Here is a 1897-nt window from a genome sequence, read left to right on the forward strand (position 1 = left end):
CGCGCCCACACATCATCCGAGAGCACACCAGTCCGCGTCATGAACCCACCTTCGACCACCTGACACCCAAGATCCGGGAGACACGCCCTAGGACGGTGGCGCGGACGGCGGGATCAAAGCTCGTGCGGCGGAAGTTGCGCAGATGCAGAACGCCACCCTTCTCCGCGGCGAAGACGAAGTCCCCCGGTGTCTTGCCGGCCACGTGAACGGCGAGCTCGTCGGCGAGGAACCGCGGAAGGGGTACTTGGCGGCGCTGGTGGTTCTTGGGGGTGCCGAACACCGCGTGCCCGTTGACGTCGACGACGGCCTCGGCGATCAACGCGCGGCGGCGCAGCAGGTTGAGGTTTCGCACCCGGAGCGCGGCCATCTCGCCGTAGCGCACCCCGGTGTAGGCCAGGAACAGGATCGCCAGCCGATCCCGGCCGGCGGCCTCGGCGAACTGGTCGACCTGGTCATGAGTGAGAAACACCTGCTCACCGCGGACCGTCCGGGGCAGCGGCACCCCGACGGCCGGGTTGCGGGCCAACCGGCCGTCGCGCACCGCCAGGGCCAGGATCAATGACACGACCCGATGCGCCTGCCGAACCGACGAGGCGCCGAGGTGCGAGCCGTTCAGCCGGGCCACCCAGGCGGCGATGCCTTGGTGGGTGATGTCGCCGAGCCTGACCGGCCCCCACTCCGGGAGGATGTGCACCCGGAGCATCCCCTCGTAGCCGCGCCGGGTGGTGGGCTTGAGATCGACCTTCGTGGCCAGCCACTGACCCGACCATTCGCCGAAGGTAAGGCGCATCCGCTTGGGGTCGACGTAGGCGCCGGTGTGCACCGACGTGGTCACCGAGTCCAGCCACAGCTGCGCGTCGGCCTTACGGACGAAGTGGCGGCACTGTTCCTTGCCGGCGAGGTCGCGGTAGCGCGCCCGCCACCGCCCATCGGGACGCCGCGCGATGCTCGCCATGGCTCAGCCCCGCCGAGCGCGACCGCCGGTGGCGCCCGCGCCCGGCGTCCCGCAGTCCTCGAGCCCTGCGACGGTCACGGGTTCGGTCCGCAGACGGTCCGCAAAAAGTCCGCAAGAATTCGTGACCAGCCGTAGTTGATCAATCATGGTCAACATTGTGATCACCACCTCGCCGACGACGTTACCGCAGCTCAGAGCCTCGAAACACTGCTCTGACCTGCGACTTCTCGTGACTCAAAATCACCGCGGAATAGCGTCAGAAATGGCTCTCAATCAGCGGGTTCGGGGTTCGAGTCCCTGATGGCGCACCACGCAGTGACCAGGGCCGACCGCGAACCGCGTTCAGGCACCGTCGTCGTTCCAGCGCAGAGCCGTACCGGAAGGCCAGCCACGCCGCCGACCCCGCGCGGGCGCTGACCTCCACCTCGGCGACCTTCGCCGCCTTCAGCGTCGGGGTCACCACCACCAACTCCCGATCACCGGTGAGCAGCGCGACCGCCGCGGCCTGCCCGCCAAGCGATGGGTCCGGAGTCTCTTCGCGTGCGCCAGAACCGGGCCGGTATCAGGCGCTGGCGCGTTTGATTCGCCCGAGATTCGTGGACGGCTCTCTGATTGCCGCTTCTCGGGTGAGGCGGTGGTCTCGTAGTTGATCGGGAACTGGCTCCGCAGCCGCGCAATACGTGCACCGGTGGTTGCCGGAGCCGTAGCACCCGTCGATCACCGCCGCGAAGAACGCCTGCGCGGCGGCGTTGTCGAAGCACGAGCCGACCCGCCCATGGACTGGCGAATGCCCGGCGGCACAGGGCGGTGAACGTGTCAGCACTCCTTGACTGCCCGGGTCCTGACCGATCTGCGGCCGGCTCGACTGCCGACCCGTCACTACCGGCCGTCCTCGCGAGGTTGTCCCGGGTCTCGTGGAAGTTGAGGTGGCGGTCCCCCGCC

The 1897-nt window shown here is 68.7% G+C and carries 1 protein-coding gene; it reads right to left on the bottom strand.

Features of this window, described 5'->3' with window-relative positions:
- Positions 1–37 precede the first annotated feature (37 nt).
- Positions 38–955: a tyrosine-type recombinase/integrase gene (locus BLW04_RS25345; protein WP_254781996.1), complete on the bottom strand. Its 918-nt coding sequence runs from the start codon at positions 953–955 to the stop codon at positions 38–40.
- Positions 956–1897 lie beyond the last annotated feature (942 nt).

The sequence above is a fragment of the Modestobacter sp. DSM 44400 genome (assembly GCF_900107175.1).
Classification (GTDB): Bacteria; Actinomycetota; Actinomycetes; order Mycobacteriales; family Geodermatophilaceae; genus Modestobacter.